The 25580-nt window shown below is 59.3% G+C and carries 21 protein-coding genes and 2 tRNA genes; 19 read left to right on the top strand and 4 right to left on the bottom strand.

All coding sequences use genetic code 11. The annotated features are described in order from the left end of the window. Window positions 1–263 precede the first annotated feature (263 nt). From AABM55_RS06590 to AABM55_RS06565, 6 genes are all read left to right on the top strand, one after another. Complete coding sequence (locus AABM55_RS06590) at window positions 264–2714, top strand: penicillin acylase family protein (RefSeq protein WP_347929126.1); 2451 nt, start codon at window positions 264–266, stop codon at window positions 2712–2714. 242 nt (window positions 2715–2956) lie between these two features. Further along, the gene (locus AABM55_RS06585; RefSeq protein WP_054595992.1) at window positions 2957–3736 is read left to right on the top strand and encodes a transporter substrate-binding domain-containing protein; all 780 of its coding nucleotides are present in this window, start codon (window positions 2957–2959) and stop codon (window positions 3734–3736) included. 58 nt (window positions 3737–3794) lie between these two features. Next, on the top strand, window positions 3795–4523 hold the full coding sequence (locus AABM55_RS06580) for an ABC transporter permease (RefSeq protein WP_054595991.1): 729 nt from the start codon (window positions 3795–3797) through the stop codon (window positions 4521–4523). Next, entirely contained in the window at window positions 4520–5230 is a 711-nt protein-coding gene (locus AABM55_RS06575) for an ABC transporter permease (RefSeq protein ID WP_347929125.1), read from the top strand. The genes AABM55_RS06580 and AABM55_RS06575 overlap by 4 nt, the downstream gene beginning before the upstream one ends. Window positions 5231–5242: 12 nt before the next feature. Next, a complete protein-coding gene (locus tag AABM55_RS06570) occupies window positions 5243–6361 on the top strand; it encodes a succinylglutamate desuccinylase/aspartoacylase family protein (protein ID WP_347929124.1) in 1119 nt (372 codons plus the stop codon). Between the two features lie 13 nt (window positions 6362–6374). Then, complete coding sequence (locus AABM55_RS06565) at window positions 6375–7139, top strand: ABC transporter ATP-binding protein (protein ID WP_054595988.1); 765 nt, start codon at window positions 6375–6377, stop codon at window positions 7137–7139. Window positions 7140–7281: 142 nt separating this feature from the next. Here AABM55_RS06565 and AABM55_RS06560 read toward each other — a convergent pair whose 3' ends face one another. Beyond that, window positions 7282–7500 carry a hypothetical protein gene (locus AABM55_RS06560; protein ID WP_054595987.1) on the bottom strand — a complete coding sequence of 73 codons (219 nt, stop codon included), beginning with the start codon at window positions 7498–7500 and terminating at the stop codon, window positions 7282–7284. Between the two features lie 107 nt (window positions 7501–7607). Then, a complete protein-coding gene (gene dcd, locus AABM55_RS06555) occupies window positions 7608–8174 on the bottom strand; it encodes a dCTP deaminase (protein WP_019692149.1) in 567 nt (188 codons plus the stop codon). A 355-nt stretch (window positions 8175–8529) separates the two neighbouring features. Here dcd and AABM55_RS06550 point away from each other — a divergent pair, with 355 nt between their 5' ends. From AABM55_RS06550 to AABM55_RS06530, 5 genes are all read left to right on the top strand, one after another. Further along, complete coding sequence (locus AABM55_RS06550) at window positions 8530–8739, top strand: cold-shock protein (protein ID WP_002554837.1); 210 nt, start codon at window positions 8530–8532, stop codon at window positions 8737–8739. 195 nt (window positions 8740–8934) lie between these two features. Then, entirely contained in the window at window positions 8935–9249 is a 315-nt protein-coding gene (locus AABM55_RS06545; protein WP_219731303.1) for an MGMT family protein, read from the top strand. A 43-nt stretch (window positions 9250–9292) separates the two neighbouring features. Then, entirely contained in the window at window positions 9293–10855 is a 1563-nt protein-coding gene (locus AABM55_RS06540) for an AmpG family muropeptide MFS transporter (RefSeq protein ID WP_347929123.1), read from the top strand. 125 nt (window positions 10856–10980) lie between these two features. Further along, on the top strand, window positions 10981–12696 hold the full coding sequence (locus AABM55_RS06535) for a proline--tRNA ligase (protein ID WP_054595984.1): 1716 nt from the start codon (window positions 10981–10983) through the stop codon (window positions 12694–12696). A gap of 17 nt (window positions 12697–12713) precedes the next feature. Beyond that, window positions 12714–13667: a hypothetical protein gene (locus tag AABM55_RS06530; protein WP_054595983.1), complete on the top strand. Its 954-nt coding sequence runs from the start codon at window positions 12714–12716 to the stop codon at window positions 13665–13667. A gap of 66 nt (window positions 13668–13733) precedes the next feature. On the opposite strand, the gene dinB is transcribed toward AABM55_RS06530, so the two are convergent. After that, window positions 13734–14795 carry a DNA polymerase IV gene (gene dinB, locus AABM55_RS06525; protein WP_347929122.1) on the bottom strand — a complete coding sequence of 354 codons (1062 nt, stop codon included), beginning with the start codon at window positions 14793–14795 and terminating at the stop codon, window positions 13734–13736. 299 nt (window positions 14796–15094) lie between these two features. Between dinB and AABM55_RS06520 the strand changes: the two genes are divergently transcribed. The 5 genes from AABM55_RS06520 to AABM55_RS06500 all read left to right on the top strand — a co-directional run bounded on the left by AABM55_RS06520 (window position 15095) and on the right by AABM55_RS06500 (window position 20554). Next, window positions 15095–15171: transfer RNA gene (locus AABM55_RS06520), tRNA-Met, on the top strand. Window positions 15172–15393: 222 nt separating this feature from the next. Beyond that, window positions 15394–15470, top strand: a tRNA-Met gene (locus AABM55_RS06515). Between the two features lie 278 nt (window positions 15471–15748). Further along, on the top strand, window positions 15749–18391 hold the full coding sequence (gene mprF / locus AABM55_RS06510) for a bifunctional lysylphosphatidylglycerol flippase/synthetase MprF (RefSeq protein ID WP_347929121.1): 2643 nt from the start codon (window positions 15749–15751) through the stop codon (window positions 18389–18391). After that, on the top strand, window positions 18391–19686 hold the full coding sequence (locus tag AABM55_RS06505; protein WP_347929120.1) for an AcvB/VirJ family lysyl-phosphatidylglycerol hydrolase: 1296 nt from the start codon (window positions 18391–18393) through the stop codon (window positions 19684–19686). The genes mprF and AABM55_RS06505 overlap by 1 nt, the downstream gene beginning before the upstream one ends. Window positions 19687–20227: 541 nt before the next feature. Beyond that, on the top strand, window positions 20228–20554 hold the full coding sequence (locus AABM55_RS06500; RefSeq protein ID WP_103315469.1) for a DUF3077 domain-containing protein: 327 nt from the start codon (window positions 20228–20230) through the stop codon (window positions 20552–20554). Between the two features lie 59 nt (window positions 20555–20613). Here the strand turns inward: AABM55_RS06500 and AABM55_RS06495 are convergent, their stop codons facing one another. After that, on the bottom strand, window positions 20614–22518 hold the full coding sequence (locus AABM55_RS06495) for a potassium transporter Kup (protein ID WP_054595978.1): 1905 nt from the start codon (window positions 22516–22518) through the stop codon (window positions 20614–20616). A 322-nt stretch (window positions 22519–22840) separates the two neighbouring features. Here AABM55_RS06495 and rimO point away from each other — a divergent pair, with 322 nt between their 5' ends. The 3 genes from rimO to AABM55_RS06480 all read left to right on the top strand — a co-directional run bounded on the left by rimO (window position 22841) and on the right by AABM55_RS06480 (window position 25558). Beyond that, window positions 22841–24175 carry a 30S ribosomal protein S12 methylthiotransferase RimO gene (rimO, locus tag AABM55_RS06490; protein ID WP_054595977.1) on the top strand — a complete coding sequence of 445 codons (1335 nt, stop codon included), beginning with the start codon at window positions 22841–22843 and terminating at the stop codon, window positions 24173–24175. 115 nt (window positions 24176–24290) lie between these two features. Beyond that, entirely contained in the window at window positions 24291–24764 is a 474-nt protein-coding gene (locus tag AABM55_RS06485; RefSeq protein WP_347929119.1) for a GNAT family N-acetyltransferase, read from the top strand. Window positions 24765–24847: 83 nt separating this feature from the next. Next, on the top strand, window positions 24848–25558 hold the full coding sequence (locus AABM55_RS06480; RefSeq protein WP_103315474.1) for an rRNA pseudouridine synthase: 711 nt from the start codon (window positions 24848–24850) through the stop codon (window positions 25556–25558). Window positions 25559–25580: the final 22 nt, after the last annotated feature.

Here is a 25580-nt window from a genome sequence, read left to right as displayed (position 1 = left end):
TCGTGAACGCCAATCCCCTGAAAACAGCGCAGTCCCCTGTGGCGAGGGAGCTTGCTCCCGCTGGGGCGCGAAGCGGCCCTGAAAATGGGACTGCTACGCAGTCCAGCGGGAGCAAGCTCCCCCACCACAGATACAGCGTCCAGCGTCAAATTCTTTGATTTATCGGACAAACCTTGAAATAAGATCTGCCCCCGCTTGCGCGGCCCTCTACTGCTCACTAACGTAGCGCCATTAATCTGTACTACCCCCGCAGGAGCTTTGCCATGGCCTCGCCAGCCTTTACATCTTTTCTTCCCCGGTTCGGCGTTGCCGCAGCAGTGGCCAGTGTGCTCAGCCTCACCGGTTGCCAGACCTGGAATGCCCAGGACAGCCTGCCACCCACCGCAGGCGTGCAGCCGCTCAAAGGGTTGGCGCAGAACGTTTCAGTGCGGCGCAATGCCATGGGCGTGCCGCTGATCGAAAGCAACACCTTCCACGACGCACTGTTCACCCTCGGCTACGTACACGCCAGTGATCGCATCACCCAGATGGTCACCATGCGCCTGCTGGCCCAGGGTCGCCTGTCGGAGATGTCCGGCGCAGAGATGCTCGACGCTGACCGCTACATGCGCGCAGTCAATCTGAAGAAAAGTGCCGACGAGCTCTACAAGGCCTCCTCTCCGCGCCTGCAACGCTTCTTTGAAGTCTATGCACGCGGGGTCAACGCCTACCTGTTCCGCTATCGCGACAAGCTGCCGTCGGACCTGGCCGCCACTGGCTACAAACCTGAATACTGGAAGCCGGAAGATTCGGCGCTGATTTTTTGCCTGCTGAACTTCAGCCAGTCAGCCAACCTGCCGCAAGAAATCGCTTCGCTGGTGATGGCGCAAACCGTCACGACAGACAAACTCCCGTGGCTGTTGCCGTCGTATCCGGACGAAAAGCTGCCACTCGCCGAAGCTGAAAAGCTTAAAGGCGTGAAGCTCAACGGCACGATCCCGGGCCTGAGCGAACTCAGTAAAGCCGGCGACCAGTTGTCTGCATTGAATTTGCTCGGCGCCACGGCGTCGAGCAACTGGGCAATTGCCCCGCAGCGCAGTCGCAGCGGCAAGAGCCTGCTGGCCAGCGACAGCCAATTCCCGATTGGCGTGCCGTCGCTGTGGAACTACGTACAGATCCGTTCGCCGAAGTACCAGGCGGCCGGGGTTTCCGTTGCCGGCCTGCCGATGGTCCTCGCCGGTTTCAACGGTAAAGTGGCGTGGAGCATGACCGCGGTCATGGGCGATAACCAGGACCTGTTCCTTGAAAAGCTCAAGCGTCAAGGCAATGGCCTGAGCTACGAAGTCTCAGGCAAATGGCAACCGGTGACGGTTCGCAACGAAACCTACTTCGTCAAAGGCCAGCGGCCGATTCGCGAAGCCGTGTACGAAACCCGTCACGGCCCGCTGCTCAATAGCGCTCAAGGCACTGCACTGGGCAATGGTTTCGGTCTGGCATTGCAGATGCCGAACTTTACCGACGACAAGAGCCTCGATGCCTTCTTCGACTTGTCCCGTGCACAGAGCGCAGAGAAAGCCTCGGACGCCAGCCGTGAAATCCGCGCTATCGCGCTGAACATGGTATTCGCCGACGCCAGCCACATCGGCTGGCAAGTCACCGGGCGCTTCCCGAACCGTCGCGAAGGTGAAGGCCTGTTGCCATCGCCGGGCTGGGAAGGTCGTTACGACTGGGACGGTTACGCCGACCCGATGCTCCACCCTTATGACCAGGACCCGGCCCAAGGCTGGGTCGGCACCGCCAACCAGCGGGTCATCCCTCATGGTTACGGCATGCAGCTGTCCAACTCCTGGGCCGCGCCCGAGCGTGGCGAGCGCATCGCCGAGCTGGCGGCTGCCGGCAAGCACGACAGCCGCAGCATGATCGCGATGCAGTACGACCAGACCACGCTGTTCGCCGCCAAACTGAAAAAGATGTTTGAAGCCCCGGGCATGTCCCAGCCGCTGAAACAGGCGATCGACGCACTGCCTGCTGCCGAAGCCGGCAAAGCGCGTGAAGCTTACAACCGCTTGATGGCGTTCGACGGCAAGCTCAGCCCGACTTCGGCCGACGCAGCGATCTATGAACTGTTCCTGCAAGAAAGCATGAAGCAGATCTTCCTCGACGAGCTCGGCCCAGAGTCCAGCCCGACGTGGAAAGCCTTCGTCGCCAACGGCAAATTGTCCTACTCGGCCCAGGCCGACCATTTGCTGGGTCGCGAAGACAGCCCGTTCTGGGATGACCTGCGCACGCAGCAAAAAGAAGACAAACCGACCATTCTCGCCCGTAGCCTGGCCGCGGCCATTACCGCCGGCGAGAGCCAGATGGGTGCCGACCACAAAGCCTGGCAGTGGGGCAAACTGCACCACTACGAATGGAAAAACAGCCGAGGCCAGACCGTGCGTGGCGCCATGTCAGCCGGAGGTGACCACACCACATTGAATGCTGCCGCGTACACGTGGGGGCAGGACTTCAACGTGACGCGGGTGCCGGCCATGCGTTTCATTGTCGACTTCGGCCAGGCCGAACCGCTGATGGGTCAGAGCGGCACCGGCCAATCCGGTAACCCGGCCAGCCCGAACTATATCGACAGCATCGACCCGTGGCTCAAAGGCCAATACATGAGCTTGCCGATGCAACCGCAGAACTTCGACAAGATATATGGCAAAACGCGGCTGACCCTGGTGCCAGGCAAGTAACACGTAGAGCGATCAGTGACGAGGGAGCTTGCTTCCTCGCCACCGATCGCTCTACTTTGGTGCGGCAATTTGTTCACGCCCGTTTTTGGGCACGATTCCTCTCCAGACGTGTCTTGAATCATCTTTTAAAACGCTTGTTCGGGACTCTGGTTCGGAAATTGCTACTTTCATAAGGTCTTACGCTTTCCAGTAACAATAATTTCGCGCCACAAGCGCTCAAATTGGTTCTTAGGGATTTAATAATGAAAAAAGCATTGCTGACCCTTTCTGCACTGGCGTTGTGCATGGCCGCTGGTTCCGCACTGGCCAAGGAATATAAAGAACTGCGTTTTGGCGTTGACCCTTCCTACGCTCCGTTCGAGTCCAAAGCGGCCGACGGCAGCCTGGTGGGCTTCGACATCGATCTGGGCAACGCGATCTGCGCCGAGCTGAAGGTCAAGTGCAAATGGGTCGAAAGCGATTTCGACGGCATGATTCCAGGCCTCAAGGCCAATAAATTCGACGGTGTGATCTCTTCGATGACCGTCACCGAAGCCCGCGAAAAAGTCATCGACTTCTCCAGCGAACTGTTCTCCGGCCCTACCGCACTGGTCTACAAGAAAGGCTCCGGCATTTCTGATGTAGCTTCGCTCAAGGGTAAAAAGGTCGGCTACGAGCAAGGCACCATTCAGGAAGCCTACGCCAAGGCCGTGCTGGACAAGGCTGGCGTGACCACTCAGGCCTACGCCAACCAGGATCAGGTCTACGCCGACCTGACTTCCGGTCGTCTGGACGCCTCGATCCAGGACATGCTGCAAGCCGAACTGGGCTTCTTGAAGTCGCCACAAGGCGCTGCTTATGAAGTCAGCAAGCCGGTCAACGATCCTTTGCTGCCAGCCAAAACAGCTGTCGGTATCTCGAAAGGTAACAAAGAGCTCAAAGCCCTTCTCGATAAAGGTATCAAAGCGTTACACGATGATGGCACCTACGCGACCATTCAAAAGAAACACTTCGGTGATCTGAATCTGTACAGCGGCAAATAATGCCCGGCGCCCATCCTCGTGATGGGCGCTTTTTTCACGCTATCAGGTTGCAGATTTTATGTTCGAACAACTGTTACAAAACCTCGGGCTTTCTGCCTTCAGCTTGAAGGGCTTTGGCCCGCTGCTGATGCAAGGCACCTGGATGACCATCAAATTATCGGTGTTGTCGCTGCTGGTGGCCGTGTTGCTCGGCCTGCTCGGCGCCACTGCCAAACTCTCCAGCGTCAAACTGCTACGAGTTCCCGCCCAGATCTACACCACCCTGATTCGCGGCGTGCCGGACCTGGTGCTGATGCTGCTGATTTTCTACAGCCTGCAAACCTGGCTGACCTCCCTGACCGACCTGATGGAATGGGAGTACATCGAAATCAACCCGTTCAGCGCCGGGGTCATCACCCTGGGCTTCATCTATGGCGCGTATTTCACCGAAACCTTTCGCGGCGCAATCCTCGCCGTCCCACGGGGTCAGGTCGAAGCCGCCACGGCTTATGGCCTCAAGCGCGGCCAGCGGTTTCGCTTCGTGGTGTTCCCGCAGATGATGCGCTTTGCCCTGCCCGGCATCGGCAATAACTGGATGGTGATGCTCAAGGCCACCGCGCTGGTGTCGATCATCGGCTTGGCGGACCTGGTCAAAGCGGCACAGGACGCCGGTAAAAGCTCCTATCAACTGTTTTACTTCCTGGTGCTGGCCGCCTTGATTTACCTGCTGATCACCAGCGCTTCGAACTTTGTCCTGCGCAGGCTTGAACGCCGTTATGCCGCCGGTGCCCGGGAGGCCGTACGATGATCGAACTTCTACAGGACTACTGGAAACCGTTCCTTTATACCGACGGTTACCACATCACCGGCCTGGCCATGACCATGTGGCTGCTCAGCGCCTCGATCTTCATCGGTTTCCTGGTGTCGATTCCGCTGTCGATTGCCCGGGTTTCCAGCAAGCTCTATGTGCGCTGGCCGGTGCAGTTCTACACTTACCTGTTTCGCGGTACGCCGCTGTATATCCAGCTGCTGATTTGCTACACCGGGATCTACAGCCTGGCCGCGGTCCGTGCGCAGCCAGTACTCGACGCGTTCTTTCGCGATGCGATGAACTGCACCATCTTAGCCTTTGCCCTGAACACCTGCGCCTACACCACGGAGATTTTCGCCGGGGCGATTCGCAGTATGAACCACGGTGAAGTCGAAGCCGCCAAGGCCTACGGTCTGACGGGTTGGAAGCTATATGCCTACGTGATCATGCCGTCGGCCCTGCGTCGTTCGTTGCCGTACTACAGCAACGAAGTGATCCTGATGCTGCACTCGACCACCGTGGCCTTCACTGCCACCGTCCCGGACATTCTGAAAGTCGCTCGTGACGCCAACTCGGCGACCTTCCTGACCTTTCAGTCGTTCGGCATTGCCGCGCTGATTTACCTGACCGTCACCTTTGCGCTGGTCGGCCTGTTCCGACTGGCCGAACGCCGATGGCTGGCGTTCCTCGGGCCGACTCACTAGGATTTTTTGCAAATGCGCCACCAGATCCATGACCTGCTTGCCCCACTGCCGGGCACTGCACGACAGATCCACAGCTTCCACTTCGGCCCGACCCAGGCCAAAGGCAAAATCTACATCCAGTCCTCGCTGCACGCCGACGAAATGCCCGGCATGCTGGTGGCTTGGCACCTCAAGCTGCGCCTGGCCGAGTTCGAAGCCGCCGGCCGTCTGCGCAGCGAGATCGTGCTGGTGCCCGTGGCCAACCCGATTGGCCTCGAACAAGTGCTGATGGACGTGCCACTGGGCCGCTACGAACTGGAAAGCGGACAGAACTTCAACCGCTGGTTCGTTGACCTCGGTGAAGAAGTCGGCAACGAGATCGAAGGGCAACTCAACAACGATCCACAACACAACCTTGAGTTGATCCGCAGCAGCCTGCGCAATGCGCTGGCTCGGCAAACCGCCCGCACCCAACTGCAATCCCAGCGCCTGACCCTGCAAACACTGGCCTGCGACGCGGACATGGTGCTAGACCTGCATTGTGATTTCGAAGCCGTCGCGCACCTGTACACCACGCCCGAGGCCTGGCCGCAAGTCGAGCCACTGGCGCGCTACATCGGCGCCGAAGCCAGCCTGCTGGCCACCGACTCCGGCGGTCATTCGTTCGATGAGTGTTTCACCCTGGTCTGGTGGCAAATGCAGGAGCGCTTCGGTGAGCACTTCGACATTCCGCTGGGCAGCTTCTCGGTGACCGTCGAATTGCGCGGTCAAGGCGACGTCAATCATCCGCTGGCCAGCCTCGACTGCCAGGCGCTGATCGACTATCTGGTTCATTTCGGCGCAATCGAAGGTGAAGCAACGCCCTTGCCCGAACTGCCCTACCCCGCCACGCCACTGGCCGCAGTAGAACCGGTTGCAACCCCGGTCGGCGGCTTGCTGGTGTACCACGTGCTGCCGGGCGAGTACCTGGAGGCGGGACAACTGATCGCCGAAATCATCGACCCGATCGGCGACCGCGTGACCCCGGTTCATTGCGCCAACGCCGGCCTGCTCTACGCCCGTTCGACTCGCCGGATGGCCACCGCAGGCATGGTGATCGCCCATGTTGCAGGCCTCGAAGCCTATCGCACCGGCTACCTACTTTCGCCTTGAGGATGCATGCCCCATGTACAAACTGACCATCGAAGGCCTGCATAAATGCTACGGCACTCATGAAGTGCTCAAAGGCGTTTCGCTCAAGGCCAAGACCGGTGACGTGATCAGCCTGATCGGCGCCAGCGGCTCGGGCAAAAGTACCTTTTTGCGCTGCATCAACTTTCTCGAGCAACCCAACGACGGCGCCATGAGCCTGGACGGTCAAGCGATCCGCATGATCAAAGACTCCCATGGCATGCGGGTGGCCGATGAAGCCGAACTGCAACGAATCCGTACCCGACTGGCAATGGTGTTCCAGCACTTCAACCTGTGGAGCCACATGACGGTGCTGGAAAACATCACCATGGCCCCGCGCCGGGTGCTGGGGGTCAGCAAGAAGGACGCCGAAGATCGCGCCCGGCGCTATCTGGACAAGGTTGGCCTCGCGGCGCGCGTAGCGGATCAATACCCGGCGTTCCTGTCGGGCGGTCAGCAACAACGTGTTGCCATTGCCCGCGCACTGGCGATGGAGCCGGAAGTCATGCTGTTCGACGAACCGACCTCGGCGCTGGACCCGGAGCTGGTGGGTGAAGTGCTCAAGGTGATCCAGGGACTGGCCGAAGAAGGCCGGACCATGATCATGGTGACCCACGAAATGAGCTTCGCCCGCAAAGTCTCGAATCAGGTGCTGTTCCTGCATCAGGGGCTGGTAGAGGAAGAAGGCGCGCCTGAAGACGTGCTCGGCAATCCGAAGAGCGAACGCCTCAAGCAATTCCTCAGCGGCAACCTCAAGTAACCCCAGATTCCGTAGGAGCGTGGCTTGCCCGCGATGGGGCAACGCGATTTATCTGATAACCCGCGTTATCGTTCATCGCGGGCAAGCCACGCTCCCACAGGGATCAATCCAACCTCGGGCCATTGAATTTCGATGCGGAAAATCAGGCAACCGGCGCCGGAGGCGGCTTATCCGGCAAGGTAGGTTCGCCAGGCTCGCCGGGTTCCGTCGGTTGTTCGTTCGGGGTATCGGGGTCGGGCTGACCAGGGATTCCGCCGGCCTGCGTGACAGGCGGATGAGCCAGCAATGACCAGGCCAGCAGGCCCACTTGATTGGGCTCAAGCCTTGCCAGTTCGGCACTTACTCGCGGATCGATCTTCATGAAGCACTCCTGAGCGATGGCCCGATGCGCCTTGCGCGCATCGGAGCAGTACACCCCATAGAGTGTACGCCCGCTCAGGAATTCCAACGGTTTGTCAGACGGCTGACTCAGGTACGCGGCAGGGTCACGCCACGCTGGCCCTGATACTTGCCGCCACGGTCCTTATAAGACACTTCACACTCTTCGTCGGACTCGAAAAACAGCATTTGCGCCACGCCTTCGTTGGCGTAGATCTTCGCCGGCAACGTGGTGGTGTTCGAAAACTCCAAAGTCACGTGACCTTCCCACTCCGGTTCCAGCGGCGTGACGTTGACGATGATGCCGCAACGAGCGTAGGTGCTCTTGCCCAGGCAGATCGTCAGTACATTGCGCGGAATACGGAAGAACTCGACGGTACGCGCCAGCGCGAAAGAGTTCGGCGGAATGATGCAGACATCGCTTTTGACGTCGACGAAGCTCTTCTCATCGAAGTTTTTCGGATCGACAGTCGCCGAATTGATGTTGGTGAACACCTTGAATTCATCGGCGCAACGCACGTCATAGCCGTAGCTCGATACGCCGAAGGAAATCAGCCGATCGGCGCCTTCGCCACGCATCTGGCGCTCTACGAAGGGCTCGATCATGCCGTGCTCTTGCGCCATGCGGCGAATCCACTTGTCCGATTTGATGCTCATGGCGGGGGTGTCCTGAATAGCGAGGTGGAAAAATTCTGTCCGGCATCTTACCGGGGCACGCCGCCGGTTCAAAGTCCGGGGCACAATTCTCGCCGATCCCCCACGATTTCCGGGCCTTCGCGGCAATACGGCACACCGTCAGTCATGAAAACAGAGAAACCTTCGCAAAGACCATTGGCACGTTCAGGAAAAAGGGTTAAGGTGGCGCCACTGTGCTGCTTGTGTCACTGAGAATCTCTACACGATATGTTGAATTTCGATCCAACCATCTACAAGAATTTTTCCTGCTCTTTGCACTCAGTCTCGGCCAGGGTTCTTCCTGAGTCGCAGTTATCTTTGTTCAAGGAGTTACACCATGTCTAATCGCCAAACCGGTACCGTTAAGTGGTTCAACGATGAAAAAGGCTTCGGCTTCATCACTCCACAATCCGGTGACGACCTGTTCGTTCACTTCAAAGCTATCCAATCCGACGGCTTCAAAAGCCTGAAAGAAGGCCAACAGGTTTCTTTCATCGCTACCCGCGGTCAGAAAGGCATGCAAGCTGAAGAAGTTCAAGTTATCTAACTTGTCCTGATTTAGTAAAAGGCCCCGCCCTCAAAAGCGGGGCTTTTTTGTGCCTGTCTGTTTTTACCGGCCACACCCGATTTGGCGAGATTTTCATTCGCTCACGGAAGACTTACTCTGGAAGCAGCCTCAACACCCTCATCAGGAAGCGGCAACGTGACTGACGCCAACCATGAAACCGAGACCCCGGCACAGATGCGCCGAACCACGCTCTACCTGACCCTGGCCCAGGTTCCGGAAGGCAAAGTGGTGAGTTACGGTCAACTCGCCGAACTGGCAGGCCTGGGGCGGGCCGCCCGCTGGGTGGGGCGCACATTGAGTCAGTTGCCCGGCGACACCAAGCTGCCCTGGCATCGCGTATTGGCTGCCGGCGGTCGCCTCAGCCTACCAGCGGGAAGCCCCTCCGGCGATGAACAGCGGGCACGCTTGCGCATGGAAGGTGTCAGTGTCCTGAACAATCGTGTTGATATTCAGCGTCATGGCTGGCGCCCGGTAGAGCACAGCGGTTAGAGTGCGCGCTTTGTTTTCGCAATTTTGAGGCAGACTCCAGCCCATGCCCCGTAAAACCTGGCGCGCCGCGCTCGCTGCTTATGCCAGCCCCTCGACACTCGTACTATTGCTACTGGGTTTCGCCGCTGGCCTACCCTACATGCTGGTGTTCTCAACGCTATCCGTCTGGCTGCGTGAGGCCGGCGTAGCCCGTGAAACGATTGGTTATGCCAGCCTGATCGGGCTGGCCTATGCGTTTAAATGGGTGTGGTCGCCACTTCTCGACCAGTGGCGCCTGCCATTACTCGGCAAACTCGGCCGACGACGCTCGTGGCTGGTCCTGGCGCAAATACTGCTGGTCCTCGGCCTGATCGGCATGGGTTTCTGCGACCCGCAAAAGCACCTGTCCTGGCTGATTGCGATTGCCGTTCTGGTCGCGTTCGCCTCTGCCACCCAGGATATTGCCGTCGACGCCTATCGCCTGGAAATTGTCGACGACACGCGCCAAGCTGCATTGGCCGCCAGTTATATGTCCGGCTATCGGGTCGCGGCGCTCCTGGCGACAGCCGGTGCACTGTTCATTGCCGAAGGTTTCGGCTCCACCGGGTTCAACTACAAACACTCGGCCTGGACCGGCACCTACGCGCTGTTCGGCCTGCTGATGATCCCGGCGTTGGTGACCACCCTGCTGATGCGCGAACCTCCCGTGCCGCTGCGTACCCAGCTGTCCGCCGGGCGCTACAGCTTTGTGCACCAACTCGCCTCGGTATTCGTACTCATCGTTTTGCTGGTATCCGTACCCGCGATGTTTACCCAGCTCTACAACACTGATTTCGCCAGCGTCATCACCGGCGCCATGAGCCCACTGGATCTGCTGCTGGAAGATCGGGCATTTCTACGAGCGCTGCTCTACATCATCCTGACCAGCCTGTGCCTCTCCACCATGGGCCGCCGCGGCTTGGCCCCGGTGCTGACGCCCGTCAACGACTTCGTTGTCCGCTACCGCTGGCAGGCCTTTCTACTGCTGGGCCTGATCGCCACCTACCGAATGTCCGACACCGTGATGGGCGTAATGGCCAACGTGTTTTACATCGACCTGGGCTTCACCAAGGATCAGATCGCCGGCGTCAGCAAGATCTTCGGCCTGATCATGACCCTGATAGGCGCCGGCATGGGTGGCCTGCTGATCGTGCGTTTCGGCATCCTGCCGATTCTGTTCATCGGCGGGTTCGCATCAGCTGCTACCAACCTGCTGTTTGTGATGCTCGCCGACATGGGCGCCAACCTGGAGATGCTGATCGTCACCATCTCCCTCGACAACTTCAGCTCGGGCATGGCGACCTCGGCCTTCGTCGCCTACCTGTCGAGCCTGACCAACCTGAAGTTTTCCGCGACCCAGTACGCCCTGCTCAGCTCGATCATGCTCCTGCTGCCACGCCTGATCGGCGGCTACTCGGGAGTCATGGTGGAGAAATACGGCTATCACAACTTCTTCATCATCACAGCGCTGCTTGGCGTGCCGACCCTGCTGTTGATCGCCCTGCACTGGTTCCAGGAAAACCGCCGCGAAGGCCCGACTCCAACGCCCGAGCCTGCCCAGACCGCTACCGCCGTCGAAGAATCATAGCCCCTTGAGTGCGGGGCTTTCTCCGCACTCAAGCCACACCGCCGGCCGCAATCCTGTACGCCAGCAAATCTCGCCCGTACAATGCTTCGTCACTTCTAGTCTTCAGCAACCGACAACGGCCTACCATGCGCACCAGTCAATATTTGCTCGCCACACAGAAAGAAACGCCTTCCGATGCGGTCGTCGTCAGCCATCAGCTGATGCTGCGCGCCGGCATGATCCGCAAACTCGCCTCCGGCCTGTACACCTGGCTGCCGATGGGCTTGCGAGTGATGCGCAAGGTCGAAGCCGTCGTTCGTGAAGAAATGAACGCCGCCGGTTCTCTCGAAGTGTTGATGCCGAGCACTCAACCGGCTGAGCTGTGGCAGGAATCCGGTCGCTGGGAAGAGTACGGCCCTGAACTGCTGCGCTTCAAGGATCGTCACGGTCGCGACTTCTGCGCCGGTCCGACTCACGAAGAAGTGATCACCGACCTGATGCGCAACGAGTTGAGCAGCTACAAGCAGTTGCCGATCAACCTGTACCAGATCCAGACCAAATTCCGTGACGAAATCCGCCCACGCTTTGGCTTGATGCGCGGTCGCGAATTCATCATGAAGGACGCCTACTCCTTCCACGCCGACCAGGCATCGCTGCAGATCACTTACGACCGCATGCACCAGGCGTACTGCAACGTGTTCACCCGCCTCGGCCTGAAGTTCCGCCCTGTAGAAGCCGACAACGGCTCCATCGGCGGCGCCGGCTCCCACGAGTTCCACGTACTGGCCGAATCCGGTGAAGACGACATTGTCTTCAGCAACGGTTCCGACTACGCAGCGAACATCGAGAAAGCCGAAGCCGTGCCACGGGAGACCTCGCGCGCCGCACCGTCTGAAGAGTTGCGCCTGGTCGACACCCCGAACGCCAAGACCATTGCGCAACTGGTCGAAGGCTTCAACCTGCCAATCGAAAAAACCATCAAGACCCTGGTGGTTCACGCTGAAGAGAAAGGCAAGCTGATTGCCCTGATCATCCGTGGCGACCACGAACTGAACGAAATCAAGGCCGCCAACCAGCCTGGCGTCGCCAGCCCGCTGGTCATGGCCTCTGAAGCCGAACTGCGTGACGCCATTGGCGCCGGCGCCGGCTCCCTTGGCCCGCTGAACCTGCCGCTGCCAATCATCATCGACCGTTCCGTCGAACTGATGAGCGACTTCGGCATCGGTGCCAACATCGACGACAAACACTACTTCGGCGTGAACTGGGAGCGCGATCTGCCAGTACCGACCGTTGCCGACCTGCGTAACGTCGTGTCCGGCGACCCTAGCCCTGACGGCAAAGGCACCCTGGAAATCAAGCGCGGCATCGAAGTCGGGCACATCTTCCAGCTGGGCAACAAGTACAGCAAAGCGATGAAGTGCGAAGTACTCGGCGAGAACGGCAAGCCGGTCACCCTGGAAATGGGTTGCTATGGCATCGGCGTGTCCCGCGTAGTGGCTGCGGCCATCGAGCAGAACAATGACGAGAAAGGCATCATCTGGAGCGACGCCCTCGCGCCCTTCCAGATCGCCCTGGTGCCTCTGCGCTACGAAACCGAGCAGGTTCGCGAAGCGACCGACAAGCTGTACGCGGAACTGACCGCTGCCGGCTTCGAAGTGCTGCTGGACGATCGCGACAAGAAAACCAGCCCGGGCATCAAGTTCGCGGACATGGAGCTGATCGGCATTCCTCACCGGATCGTGGTCAGTGACCGCGGCCTTGCCGAAGGTAACCTGGAATACAAGAGCCGTACCGAGGCCGAGCCGCAAGCGCTGCCGGTCGCTGACGTGCTGTCGTTCCTTCAGGCTCGTATCCGCCGCTGACACCAGATAGAGAAGTCATGTTCAAGCGAAACACCTTAAACCTCGGTGGTGCCGCCCTGTGCGGCACCCTGTTGCTCAGCGGCTGCGCCAATCAGATGTCACAACGCAGCGAGCACGAGGAACGCATCGAGCGCAAACTGCTCGATCACAGCCTGCAGATCGATGTCGGTGAGCCTAAGGTGCTTGAGCTGCCGCAACGTCGGGTTCGGATTCACGAGCAGAAGACCTTCGAAGTCACCGAGTACGATGTCACCCGGCGCTACGATCGCTACACGCCTTACCAACCCTGGCGCAAGGTCTACGAGATTCCATTGGGCGCGGTGACTTTGGTGGGCGGCGTCGGCGCGAACATCGCCAACGTGTTCGCCCTCGGCAACCTGCCAGACAGCATGACCAAGGACTGGATCAGCAATGGCATTGCCGGGCTCAACCCGTTCATGAACATACAGTCCCATGGTCGCGCACAACAGAACCTGGCCGGTATCGATGAAGTCCAGCGTGATAAGCGTATGGAATATTCGAGCCTGCCATGGAGCGAGCGCCCGGTAGAGGTCAAGGCCGGCACGCAGACCTTCGAGCTCACCACCGACCGCAACGGCGTGTTGCGCTTGAACCTGCTGGACAGCCCGTTCGCGGAACAGGACCTGAACCGTATCGGCAAGCTGCAGATTACTGTTGAAGATGCTCAGGACGATGTGCACACCGACTCGTCCCTGACGATCAGCAGCACCTTGCGCAGCAAGCTGCTGGAAGCTCATACGCTGATTTACGACGACCTCGAAGACGACGAAGTGAGCCAGTGGGTACACCGGGTCAAACGCCTGTCGGAGCTGGGCCTGGAAGAAGAAGCCAGCGAGCTGGAACAAAGCCTGATCGAACTGACCCGCAACGATCCCGAGTTGCAAAGCGAGTTTCTCAAGTCGCTGACCAAGGATGCCGGGCGTTTGGTGGCGGATCCAGGGCCGAACTAAAGCCGAAAAGCATCGCGGGCAAGCCTTGCTCCTACAGAGTCAAACGCGCTTGCCCCCGATCGGGCCCTACCGCTCAAACAGATCCAACTGCTCGAACCCGCCACGCAGATCCTGCAAGCGCACGCCAATCCCCAGCAAACGCACGGGTTTGCCACCCCGATTGAACGCCTGAGTCAGCAACAACTGATAGCTACCAAGATCACGCCCCGCCCCGGCCTGCTCCAGTGTCGTCTGGGTAAAATCATGGAACTTCACTTTGACGAACGGCTTGCCCGGCCGGTAGCTGCTATCGATCCGCGCCATACGCCCGTTAAGGGTTTCCAGCAGGTCCGGTAGTTTATCCAGGCAACTAAGCAGATCCGGCAGATCCACATCGTAGGTATTTTCGACACTCACCGACTGCCGGCGACTGTCGTTCTGCACCTGCCGATCATCGATCCCACGCGCCAGACTCCACAGACGCTCGCCAAAACTGCCAAATTCGCGCACCAGCGCCAGCTTGTTCCACTCACGCAACTGCAGGCAATCGGCAATACCGAGCTTTGCCAGCTTGTCGGCAGTGACTTTGCCGACACCATGCAGTTTGCTCACCGGCAACTGCGAGACGAAGTCCTCGACCTGATCCGGCGTGATCACAAACAATCCGTTGGGCTTTTTCCAGTCACTGGCGATCTTCGCGAGAAACTTGTTCGGCGCTACACCCGCCGAGACGGTGATATGCAGCTGATTGGAGACGCGGCGCCGAATATCCTGGGCAATTCGCGTGGCACTGCCAGCGAAATGCGTGCTTTCCGACACGTCGAGGTACGCCTCATCCAGCGACAGTGGCTCGATCAGGTCGGTGTAATCGCGAAAAATCGCCTGGATCTCTTTCGACGCTTCTCTATAGACATCCATGCGCGGCTTGACGATGACCAGGTCCGGGCACAGCTTCAAGGCATGCCGTGAGGACATGGCCGAGCGCACCCCGTAAGCCCGCGCCTCATAGTTGCACGTCGCGATAACTCCGCGATGATCCGCCGAGCCACCCACCGCCAGCGGCTTGCTCGCCAGAGTCGGGTCGTCACGCATCTCGATGGCGGCATAAAAGCAGTCACAATCGACGTGGATGATTTTGCGCTGCGTCATATAAGGCAGTGTTCAATGAAGGAAAAAGGATTACGGCGAACCGGATCGCCAGTATCTCACTGGCAACTGTATATAGCACCAGTGCCTGGTTTCTTATCCCTTAGCAGAGGAAAATGCCTACACTGGATTTATTTTCTCAATCGAAATTAACCCGTCAATAGAGCTGAAAGCCTTATGCCACAAGCCCTCAAGCCCTGTCAGACCTCCTGTTTGATACGCTAAGCGATTGAACAGGAACAGATTTTTCTCAATTAGCAATTGACAGCCCGGCGATCCTCTGTAGAATGCCGACACACAGACGCGGGATGGAGCAGTCTGGTAGCTCGTCGGGCTCATAACCCGAAGGTCGTCGGTTCAAATCCGGCTCCCGCAACCAAACATCAAAAAAGGCTACTCGAAAGAGTGGCCTTTTTTGTGCGCGTGTGTTTTTCGTCACCCCTCCTTCCCTCTTGTCGCCAGAGCCAGGAAAAAACCCTTTGCGCTTCTTATACTTAACCTGAGCGCAGCAACCGTCCGACGCTAATTAACGTTAATTTGACCAAGCAGGCTATTAACGGTTGACACTCAGGCGATCGCCTGTAGAATGCCGCCACACAGACGCGGGATGGAGCAGTCTGGTAGCTCGTCGGGCTCATAACCCGAAGGTCGTCGGTTCAAATCCGGCTCCCGCAACCAAACATCAAAAAAGGCTGCTCGAAAGAGCGGCCTTTTTTGTATCTGTAGAAAAGTCCTTTCGCAACAATGATCTGGCAATGTTCTACGAACCTTTGGCACCCTTCAGGGTCCACCAGATCAGGCTATGCTGAGTCGCAGGCAAGCCTCTCTACGATTGAATGTGCGTAATCCCCAATGCTCGGTGATACGCGTTAATATTTGTGATTATTTTTTTCTACAGGGATTGGTAACTTGGCTGGATACCCCCATCCTGTCGCGCACAATCCAAGAGGTGATTGATGCGCGCCAACTCGTCTGATTTACAAGACACCGTCACAGCGACACAACCGATCACGGCCACCCGTTTGCACTGGCTGGATCTGGTCAGCAAGTACCGTCAGCCCATTGGCCTGGCGGTCACGCTGCTATTGTTCGCTATCGCGCTGATTGCCTGTCGCCATCTATTAAGCGAACTCGATCTCTACGCCCTGCACGACTCGATTCTGGAAGTGCCGAAGCCGGCCCTGCTCGGTGCATTGGCTGCAACCATTACCGGCTTCATCATCTTGCTCGGCTATGAATGGTCGGCCACGCGCTATGCTGGCGTGAGCTTGCCGCCGCGCACCATGATTCTGGGTGGCTTCACCGCATTCGCCATCGGTAACGCCATTGGCCTTTCGCTGCTGTCCGGCGGTTCGGTGCGTTACCGCCTGTACGCACGTCACGGGCTCGGGGCGTCGGAAGTCGCCCACATGACGCTGTTTGCCAGCCTGTCATTGGGCTGCGCCCTGCCGCCGCTCGCGGCCCTGGCGACACTCAGCAACCTGCCTGCTGCCTCCATCGCGCTGCATGTGTCGCAGCCGTTGCTGGGCGCCATTGCGATTGCCGTGTTGCTGCTGTGCTCGGTATTGGCCATTGGCCTCTACCGCCGCCGCCTGCCAGAACAACCGTATACGGACAATCTGCTGGTTCGCATCGGACGACGCACGCTACGCTTGCCGGGTCGTCGCCTGACCTTCCTGCAATTGGTGATTACCGCACTGGACGTGGCAGCCGCCGCGACCGTGCTGTATCTGCTGCTGCCGGAAGCGCCACCGTTCGGCGCCTTCCTGTTGGTCTATCTGCTGGCCCTGGCCGCTGGCGTGCTCAGCCACGTACCGGGCGGCGTCGGGGTATTCGAAGCGATTCTGCTGGCGGCCTTCGCCGACAAGCTCGGCGCTGCGCCACTGGCCGCCGCCCTGCTGCTGTATCGCCTGATCTATGTGGTTCTGCCGCTATTGGCGGCTTGCGTCCTGCTGCTGATCAATGAAGCACAGCGCCTGTTCAACACCCGTCAATCGCTGCGCGCCGCCTCGGGCATGGCCGCGCCGGTACTGGCGATCCTGGTGTTCCTGTCTGGTGTGGTATTGCTGTTCTCCGGTGCGACACCGGAAATCGACACCCGTCTGGAACACATCGGGTTCCTGATCCCCCATCGCCTGGTCGACGCCTCGCACTTCGGTGCCAGCCTGATCGGCGTGCTCTGCCTGCTGCTGGCTCAAGGCCTGCGCCGTCGCCTCTCGGCCGCCTGGATGCTGACCACCATCTTGCTGATGATCGGTGCCGTGCTCTCGCTGCTCAAAGGGTTCGACTGGGAAGAAGCCTGCCTGATGATCCTGACCGCCAGTCTGCTGGCGATCTTCCGTCGCTCTTTCTACCGCCCAAGCCGCTTGACCGAAGTGCCGTTCTCGCCGCTGTACCTGGTGGCCAGCCTGTGCGTATTGGGTGCCTCGATCTGGCTCCTGCTGTTCGCCTATCAGGATGTGCCGTACAGCCATCAACTGTGGTGGCAGTTCACCCTGGATTCCGATGCCCCGCGCGGCCTGCGCTCGCTGCTCGGCGCGGCCGTTCTGCTGGTGGTGGTGTCTCTGACCTGGCTGCTGCGCACCGCGCGCCCGGTGATTCATCAACCCGACGCCGCAGAACTGGATAAGGCGCTGAAGATCCTGATGGCCTCATCGCAACCGGACGGCGGCCTCGCACTGACCGGTGACAAGGCGCTACTGTTTCACCCTAACGACGAAGCGTTCTTGATGTATGCGCGTCGTGGCCGCAGTCTGGTGGCCCTGTACGACCCGATCGGCCCGACCCAGCAACGCGCGGAAATGATCTGGCAGTTCCGTGACCTCTGCGACCTTCATCACGCCCGTCCGGTGTTCTATCAGGTACGCGCCGAAAACCTGCCGTACTACATGGACATCGGCCTGACCGCGATCAAACTGGGCGAAGAAGCGCGAGTTGACCTGCATCGCTTTGATCTCGAGGCCAAGGGCAAAGAGATGAAAGACCTGCGTTATACCTGGAACCGTGGCACCCGCGATGGCCTGTCGCTGGAAATCTACGAACCGGGTCAAGCCCCCATGGAGGAGCTGAAGGTCATTTCCGATGCCTGGCTGACCGGCAAGAACGTTCGCGAAAAAGGCTTCTCCCTCGGCCGTTTCAGCGACGATTACCTCAAGCACTTCCGTATCGCGATCATTCACTTTGAAGGTCGCCCGGTGGCATTCGCCAACCTGCTCGAGACGTATAGCCACGACCTGGCCAGTCTCGACCTGATGCGTGCCCACCCGGACGCGCCCAAGCTGACCATGGAGTTCATGATGGTCGGCCTGATTCAACATTATAAAAATCACGGATATGCACGTTTCAGTCTGGGCATGGTGCCGCTGTCGGGTCTGCAACCCCGTCGTGGCGCGCCACTGACCCAACGCCTCGGCTCGATGGTGTTTCGCCGTGGCGAGCAGCTCTATAACTTCCAGGGGCTGCGCCGCTTCAAGGACAAATTCCAGCCTGACTGGGAACCTCGTTACATGGCCGTGCCCGCCGGACTCGATCCGCTGGTGGCACTGGCCGATACCGCCGCCCTGATTGCGGGCGGCTTGACTGGATTGGTGAAACGCTGATGATTCAACGCTCCTGGCGGTATGTATTAGCCACTCTGGTGGTACTGGCTGTGATCCTCGGTGGCGGTTACTGGTACTGGAGCCGCCCGGCCCCCGAGCCCACCCTCGAACTGCTGACGCCTGTTGATGGCCCGGCAATGACCCGGGTCATTCCTGGCACCACGCCGCGTGCCCGGGTGGTCGTCGCGGTGAACGAAGATCAGAAGCTCAGCGACAAGCAACTGATGACCCTGAGCCGTGGCGGTGCCGCGCAAATCGTTCAGGTGGTCCTGCCCACGGACTGCACCCAACAAGGTAATGCCCTGCAGGCGGCCTTCCAGCAGCTCAAGGGCCCAGCGACCCTGGTCAGCGGTATCGGCCCTGGCGCCATCCTGGCCTGGCGCTGGCTGGCCGAGCAGAAAGATGACAAGTCCCAGGCCGTTTCAGTAGACCTGGCGCTGGAAAAACCCGGCTGCACCCACTCGCTGCCAAAAAGCGCAGCTCACGGTCACTGGCTGGTTGCATGGAACGATAACCCGGACGACACCAGCGCCGGCTTCGTGCGCGATCAACCCAATGCCGAAACCAGCATCAGCGACTACGACATCAACCTGCCGCAAGTCCTCAACAACGAACTGCGCAAGCTCCTCGTCGGCGCTGACAAGGGCAATGGCGGCCTGAACATTCCGGTGGTCGAAGTGCCTGCCGGCCAGGCCAAGGACACCGTCACCCTGTTCCTTTCCGGTGACGGCGGCTGGCGTGACCTGGACCGTGACGTAGCCGGTGAAATGGCTAAGATCGGTTACCCGGTGGTCGGCATCGACACCCTGCGCTACTACTGGCAGCACAAGAGCCCTGAGCAAAGCGCCATTGACCTTACCGAACTGATGCAGCACTACCGTCAGAAGTGGGGCACCAAACGCTTCATCCTGACGGGCTACTCGTTCGGTGCCGACGTCTTGCCGGCGATCTACAACCGTATGCCGGAAAGCGAACAGCAACGGGTCGATGCAATCATCCTGCTGGCCTTCGCCCGTACTGGCAGCTTCGAAATCCAGGTCGAAGGCTGGCTCGGCAACGCCGGCAAAGAGGCCGACACCGGCCCGGAAATGGCCAAGCTGCCCGCCGACAAGGTGCTGTGCATCTACGGCGCAGAAGAAATCGCCGAGAGTGGCTGCACCGACAAGACCGCTGTGGGTGAAGCCTTGAAGCTGCCGGGCGGCCACCACTTCGACGAGAACTACCCGGCCCTGGCCAAACGCCTGGTCAATGCGATCGAGAAGCGTCAGAACAAGGACAAGGTCGCAGAACAGTGACCTGATCCGGGTTCAACAAAAAGCCCCCGTTACCGCAAGGTAACGGGGGCTTTTTTGTGAGCACTGTCCTCAGTCCCAGGACAAAGGACAGTCGCTAACCCAGGCCAAAAGAACAGTCAACGCACTGTCGCTGGAATAACAACTCCACAAGCCCCCAGCGACTCGTAAATCGCTCGCCGCGTTTACTTTCGTTTACTCAAGGTGCCGAAATATCGGATGACGCTCGCAGACCTTGTAGGCAAACTCCGAATCTCGTATATGGGCACTTTGATGCCTTGTTGCGCTTTTCTTCGACGGGATACTCTCCGGACGTCGCTGACCATTCAGCGATCGGGCTTGGAAACCCGTCGAACCGTAGCGCAACAGCACCCCATCATGACTGCAGAGTTTTTTACGACTGCAATCCTGTGTTATGGCGGCTGTGCGTGGGACGCCTTCGGGCGTGCCGGTTCCTAGGTTCCCGGTTTTCCAACCTGCGTACAGCCGTCACCCATTCGCTTGGAAACGAATGTGGCGGCTCCTTGAACCCAGGAGTAACACCATGACCAAAACAGATTCTTCCGCGACTTCAGAACTGAAAACCATCGGTTTGACCCCTCTCATCTACTGCTCGGACCAGGCCTTATTCAACGTCCGCGCCGGTGTTCCCATCGTTGATGCATTGTCACAGGCCTCTGATCTGCTGTTCCTCGCCCGATCATTTGCTCAGGATGCCGCCTTCGCAAAAGGCACCGACCGCCACGCCTGGGCCGCGCATTATCTGACGGCAATGAGCAAGGCAGTGATTGATGACGTGGTAAAGGTCCTGACCCCGCGACCGGCCCGGACAAAGACCAAATCCGAAGACCCGCGGCCTGAAAGCAACTAAAGGCACAGAGACGAAAAAGCCCCCGTTACCAAACTGGCAACGGGGGCTTTTTGTGAGGCTTACATTTCTACCTGTGTACCCAGCTCAATCACCCGGTTCACCGGCAACTTGAAGAACCGCAAGTTGCCGTTGGCGTTTTTCAGCATGAAGGCGAACAACGCCTCGCGCCAGCGAGCCATGCCGACGAGCTTGGAGGTGATGACCGTTTCCCGGCTGAGGAAGTAAGTCGTGCGCATCGGGCTGAAGTCCAGTTCATCGAGATGGCACAACTTCAGCGCTTGCGGCACATCCGGTTCGTCCGTAAAACCGAAGTGCAGGATCACCCGGTAGAAGCCCTCACCGTACGAGTCGACCTCAAACCGTCGCTGTGTCGGCACCCGCGGAATATCCTCGTAAACCACCGTCAGCAACACCACCTGCTCATGCAGCACCTGGTTGTGCAGCAAGTTGTGCAACAACGCATGGGGCACCGCATCCGGCCGCGCCGTCAGGAACACCGCCGTGCCCTGGACCCGGTGAGGTGGCTGCACGCGAATACTGCTGATGAAAATCGGCAACGGCAGACCGCCCTCATCCAGTCGATCCACCAGCAGCTCTTTACCGCGTTTCCAGGTGGTCATGAGGATAAACAGCACAATCCCCGCCAATACCGGGAAGGCACCGCCCTGCACGATTTTAGGTACGTTGGCGGCGAAGTACAGCCCGTCCACCAGCAGGAAGCCGACCAGGATCGGCACCGTCAGGATAGGCGACCACTTCCACAGCAACAGCATGACCGCCGCCACCAGAATACTGGTGATCAACATGGTCCCGGTGACCGCCACACCGTAAGCCGAGGCCAGGGCGTTGGACGACCCGAAACCCAGCACCAGCAAAATAACGCCGACCATCAGCGTCCAGTTCACCGCGCCGATGTAGATCTGGCCTTGCTCGGCACTCGAGGTGTGCTGAATGTACATGCGCGGGATGTAGCCGAGCTGAATCGCCTGACGGGTCAGGGAGAACGCACCGGAAATCACCGCCTGGGAAGCGATCACCGTGGCCAGTGTCGACAGCACCACCAATGGAATCAATGCCCAGCCCGGTGCCAGCAGATAGAACGGGTTACGCGCGGCGTCCGGGTTCTCCAGCAGCAACGCGCCCTGACCAAAGTAGTTGAGCACCAGCGCCGGCAGCACCAATGCGAACCAGGCACGGGCAATCGGCTTGCGACCAAAGTGGCCCATGTCCGCATACAACGCTTCAGCGCCGGTCAACGACAACACCACCGCGCCAAGAATCGCGATGCCTATGCCAGGGTGAACCTCGAAGAAGCGTACGCCCCAGATCGGGTTCAGCGCTTGCAGCACTTCCGGATGCCGGGAGATACCCAGTACCCCCAGTACACCCAGCACCAGGAACCACGACACCATCACCGGACCGAACAACTTGCCGATGCGGTCAGTGCCGTGTTTCTGGATCAGGAACAACCCCACCAGCACGATCAGCGACAACGGCACGACCCAGCGTTCGAGGCCCTCGAATGCCAGCTCCAGACCTTCCACCGCCGACAATACGGAAATCGCCGGGGTGATCATGCTGTCGCCGTAGAACAACGCAGCGCCGATCAGACCGAGGATCACCAGCACCGATTGCAGCCGCGGATACGATGCCGAGGCTCGCCGCGCCAACGCGGTCAGGGCCATGATCCCGCCTTCGCCCTGGTTGTCGGCACGCAGAATGAACAACACGTACTTGATCGAGACGACCCAGATCAGCGACCAGAAAATCAGCGCCAGAATCCCGAATACTCCGTCATGGTTGGCTTGCACCCCATAGCCGCCGGTAAACACCTCTTTGAGGGTATAGAGCGGGCTGGTACCGATATCGCCATAAACCACCCCGACCGCCGCCACCAACATTCCCAAGGGCTTTGCTGCCCCGGAATGCGCTGAGCCTACTGCCTGACTACTTGCCTGACCCATCAACCACTCCTGCCACCAAGACCGGGGCTTCATGTAAAAAGCACGACACGAACAAGCGCCTGAGCTTTGCCAATCTGCGCAGACTGCCGTGCAGCATGCGCTGTTTTACTTATTGATACAGGCGATTTATTGACTTAAAAAATACGCCTGGGTGTAACGGCGCGAAGCATAGCGCAGCACTCGTCGTATTTCCCTCCATAAAGCTGGTCAACTGCGCTGACCACCGCTAGAATTGCGCACTTTTTGATCAGAGGCGCGTCAAGCGCCCGTCTGTCGCCTTGCCGTTGTCGGCTGGAGGCGTCACAAAACACCGAGGTTAGACATGTCCACCACAACGCCGGCCAACCCTAAAGTTGGTTTCGTATCCCTGGGTTGCCCGAAAGCACTGGTCGACTCCGAGCGCATCCTTACCCAACTGCGCATGGAAGGCTATGACGTCGTGTCGACCTATCAGGACGCCGATGTCGTGGTGGTCAACACCTGCGGCTTCATCGACTCGGCCAAGGCCGAATCCCTTGAAGTGATCGGCGAAGCCATCAAGGAAAACGGCAAGGTCATCGTCACCGGCTGCATGGGCGTCGAAGAAGGCAACATCCGCAACGTACACCCGAGCGTGCTGGCCGTCACCGGTCCGCAGCAGTACGAGCAAGTGGTCAACGCCGTGCACGACGTCGTGCCACCGCGCAAGGACCACAACCCGCTGATCGACCTGGTGCCGCCGCAAGGCATCAAGCTGACGCCGCGTCACTACGCCTACCTGAAGATTTCCGAAGGCTGCAACCACAGCTGCAGCTTCTGCATCATCCCGTCGATGCGCGGCAAACTGGTCAGCCGTCCAGTGGGCGATGTGCTCGACGAAGCCCAGCGCCTGGTCAAATCCGGCGTTAAAGAGCTGCTGGTGATTTCCCAGGACACCAGCGCCTACGGCGTTGACGTCAAGTACCGCACCGGTTTCTGGAATGGCGCGCCGGTGAAAACCCGCATGACCGAACTCTGCGAAGCGCTCAGCACCCTCGGCGTCTGGGTTCGCCTGCACTATGTTTACCCGTACCCACACGTCGATGAGCTGATCCCGCTGATGGCCGCCGGGAAAATCCTGCCGTACCTGGACATCCCGTTCCAGCACGCCAGCCCGAAAGTGCTCAAGGCGATGAAACGTCCAGCGTTTGAAGACAAGACCCTGGCGCGCATCAAGAACTGGCGCGAGATCTGTCCGGACCTGATCATCCGTTCGACCTTCATCGTCGGCTTCCCCGGCGAAACCGAAGAAGACTTCCAGTACCTGCTGAACTGGCTGACCGAAGCCCAGCTCGACCGCGTCGGCTGCTTCCAGTACTCGCCGGTTGAAGGCGCACCGGCCAACGATCTGGATCTGGAGATCGTTCCGGACGAGGTCAAGCAAGACCGCTGGGATCGCTTCATGGCGCACCAGCAGGCCATCAGCTCGGCGCGCCTGCAAATGCGCATCGGCCGTGAAATCGAAGTGCTGGTCGATGAAGTCGACGAGCAAGGCGCGGTCGGCCGTTGCTTCTTCGACGCCCCGGAAATCGACGGCAACGTATTCATCGACAACGGCAGCAACCTCAAGCCGGGCGACAAGGTCTGGTGCAAAGTGACCGACGCCGACGAATACGACCTGTGGGCTGAACAGATCTAAACGCAAAAAATATGAAAAGCCCCGCTCTCTTCACGAGATGCGGGGCTTTTTAACGTCTATCGTATTGTTCAGCAAGAGGATTCAACCTCACTCACGGCACAAGGGGCAGGCGGGCATGCGCCATCATTCGGTCATCCACACACCAAAACACAGCGACTATGAAGAACTGACCCGGGTCTGGGAGGCGTCGGTCCGCGCCACGCATGACTTTTTACCGGACAGTTACATCGAGCTGCTGAAAAACCTGGTGCTTACCCGCTATCTGGATGCCGTCATGCTGATCTGCACCCGCGACCGACACCAGCACATCACCGGGTTCGCCGGCGTTGCGGCAGGCAAGATCGAAATGCTCTTTATCGCCCCCGAACACCGTGGCGAGGGCCTGGGCAAACAACTGCTGAACTACGCCATGGAACACCTCAACGCCGATCAACTGGACGTCAACGAACAAAACCCGCAAGCCTTGGGGTTTTATTTCAAACAGGGTTTCGAAGTCATCGGACGCTCGGAGGTCGATGGCATGGGCCAGCCTTATCCGCTGCTGCACATGCGTTTGAAGCAGGCCAATCAACAGGCGCGGCGCGGCTAAAAGCCACACGAGGCAAATGGACCCGCGATTAACCGGCGCGAGGCAGGTACAATGCCTCCCCCCTTTTGTAACGGCTCCCTGTCATGACTGACCCGATTCGTCTCTCCAAACGCCTCATCGAGCTCGTCGGCTGCTCCCGTCGGGAGGCTGAGCTGTTCATTGAGGGCGGCTGGGTCACCGTGGACGGCGAAGTCATCGATGAGCCGCAGTTCAAGGTCGACACCCAGAAAGTCGAACTCGACCCCGAAGCCAAGGCTACCGCACCGGAACCCGTGACCATCCTGCTGCACGCGCCAGCGGGCATGGACGCCGAGACCGCCCTGCAACTGATCGGCCCCGAGACCCTGAGCGAAGAACACCGCTTCAGCAAACGTCCGCTCAAGGGCCACTTCCTGCGCCTGACCGCCAGCGCCGACCTGCAGGCCAACGCCAGCGGGCTGTTGGTGTTCACCCAGGACTGGAAGATCCTGCGCAAACTCACTGCCGATGCCAGCAAGATCGAGCAAGAGTATGTGGTCGAGGTCGAAGGCGACATGGTCGCTCACGGGCTCAACCGCCTGACCCACGGCCTGTCGTACAAAGGCAAGGAACTGCCGGCGGTCAAAGCCAGCTGGCAGAATGAAAATCGCCTGCGCTTTGCGATGAAAAACCCGCAACCGGGGATCATCGCCCTGCTCTGCCAGGCTGTCGGCCTCAAGGTCGTCGCCATCCGCCGCATCCGTATCGGCGGTGTTTCCATCGGCAAAGTGCCGGTGGGCCAATGGCGCTATCTGTCTGCCAAAGAGAAATTCTAAGGCCGCCACACATTTCGGCGTT

The organism is Pseudomonas helvetica, from assembly GCF_039908645.1.
Classification (GTDB): domain Bacteria; phylum Pseudomonadota; class Gammaproteobacteria; order Pseudomonadales; family Pseudomonadaceae; genus Aquipseudomonas; species Aquipseudomonas helvetica.
Note: the sequence above shows the minus strand (reverse complement) of the source record. Positions and strands in the feature narration are given on the sequence as shown.

Bases quoted from the DNA above. Each gene is read 5' to 3' on its own strand.
- AABM55_RS06580 (WP_054595991.1), top strand. From the start codon at position 3,795: ATGTTCGAACAACTGTTACAAAACCTCGGGCTTTCTGCCTTCAGCTTG.
- AABM55_RS06500 (WP_103315469.1), top strand. From the start codon at position 20,228: ATGACCAAAACAGATTCTTCCGCGACTTCAGAACTGAAAACCATCGGT.
- AABM55_RS06590 (WP_347929126.1), top strand. From the start codon at position 264: ATGGCCTCGCCAGCCTTTACATCTTTTCTTCCCCGGTTCGGCGTTGCC.
- AABM55_RS06545 (WP_219731303.1), top strand. From the start codon at position 8,935: ATGCGCCGAACCACGCTCTACCTGACCCTGGCCCAGGTTCCGGAAGGC.
- AABM55_RS06480 (WP_103315474.1), top strand. From the start codon at position 24,848: ATGACTGACCCGATTCGTCTCTCCAAACGCCTCATCGAGCTCGTCGGC.
- AABM55_RS06565 (WP_054595988.1), top strand. From the start codon at position 6,375: ATGTACAAACTGACCATCGAAGGCCTGCATAAATGCTACGGCACTCAT.
- AABM55_RS06495 (WP_054595978.1), bottom strand. From the start codon at position 22,518: ATGGGTCAGGCAAGTAGTCAGGCAGTAGGCTCAGCGCATTCCGGGGCA.
- AABM55_RS06505 (WP_347929120.1), top strand. From the start codon at position 18,391: ATGATTCAACGCTCCTGGCGGTATGTATTAGCCACTCTGGTGGTACTG.
- dcd (WP_019692149.1), bottom strand. From the start codon at position 8,174: ATGAGCATCAAATCGGACAAGTGGATTCGCCGCATGGCGCAAGAGCAC.
- AABM55_RS06535 (WP_054595984.1), top strand. From the start codon at position 10,981: ATGCGCACCAGTCAATATTTGCTCGCCACACAGAAAGAAACGCCTTCC.
- AABM55_RS06485 (WP_347929119.1), top strand. From the start codon at position 24,291: ATGCGCCATCATTCGGTCATCCACACACCAAAACACAGCGACTATGAA.
- AABM55_RS06540 (WP_347929123.1), top strand. From the start codon at position 9,293: ATGCCCCGTAAAACCTGGCGCGCCGCGCTCGCTGCTTATGCCAGCCCC.
- mprF (WP_347929121.1), top strand. From the start codon at position 15,749: ATGCGCGCCAACTCGTCTGATTTACAAGACACCGTCACAGCGACACAA.
- AABM55_RS06560 (WP_054595987.1), bottom strand. From the start codon at position 7,500: ATGAAGATCGATCCGCGAGTAAGTGCCGAACTGGCAAGGCTTGAGCCC.
- AABM55_RS06550 (WP_002554837.1), top strand. From the start codon at position 8,530: ATGTCTAATCGCCAAACCGGTACCGTTAAGTGGTTCAACGATGAAAAA.
- AABM55_RS06585 (WP_054595992.1), top strand. From the start codon at position 2,957: ATGAAAAAAGCATTGCTGACCCTTTCTGCACTGGCGTTGTGCATGGCC.
- rimO (WP_054595977.1), top strand. From the start codon at position 22,841: ATGTCCACCACAACGCCGGCCAACCCTAAAGTTGGTTTCGTATCCCTG.
- AABM55_RS06530 (WP_054595983.1), top strand. From the start codon at position 12,714: ATGTTCAAGCGAAACACCTTAAACCTCGGTGGTGCCGCCCTGTGCGGC.
- AABM55_RS06570 (WP_347929124.1), top strand. From the start codon at position 5,243: ATGCGCCACCAGATCCATGACCTGCTTGCCCCACTGCCGGGCACTGCA.
- dinB (WP_347929122.1), bottom strand. From the start codon at position 14,795: ATGACGCAGCGCAAAATCATCCACGTCGATTGTGACTGCTTTTATGCC.
- AABM55_RS06575 (WP_347929125.1), top strand. From the start codon at position 4,520: ATGATCGAACTTCTACAGGACTACTGGAAACCGTTCCTTTATACCGAC.